The 459-nt window shown below is 50.3% G+C and carries 1 protein-coding gene; it reads right to left on the bottom strand.

From position 1 onward, the window contains the following. A partial coding sequence (locus tag DXC01_RS20425; protein ID WP_199705062.1) for a CAP domain-containing protein occupies nt 1–459 on the bottom strand: 459 nt, incomplete at both ends.

Here is a 459-nt window from a genome sequence, read left to right on the forward strand (position 1 = left end):
TGTCCATCGCTATCCATCCACGCTTTAACAACCGCCTCCGGTTTTGTAAATCCCGCTCCGATGTTTTCACCACCAGGATTTCCTACACCTGCTTCAAATGCTGCGGTTCCGATGTCACTTCCATCAGGTCTTTCGTGAGCAAATTTGATTTCCAGTTCCTTTGCCCTGGTCATTGCTGCCTGCTGAAGTTTTGCGTGATATTTCAGTTCAGTAAGTCCGTATTTTCTCCTCTCAATGTTCGTCAGTCTGATGACTTCCTTGGCCATCTTCTCAGCGTTGGCTGCAATCTCTTCCGGTGAAGGGGTAGGAGTAGCGGTTGGTGTTGGCTTCGGGGTTGATGTTGGTTTTGGAGACGGCTTTGGTGCTTCTGTCGGCTGCGGCTTTTTGGTTGGCTGCGGTGTTGGTGTAGCGTCCGGGTCTTCAGGAGTTGTAACGCTCCAGCCTTTCGTATTATATCCG

Origin of the sequence: Blautia sp. OM07-19 (assembly GCF_003481595.1) — a bacterium.
Lineage (GTDB): Bacteria > Bacillota > Clostridia > Lachnospirales > Lachnospiraceae > Blautia_A > Blautia_A intestinihominis.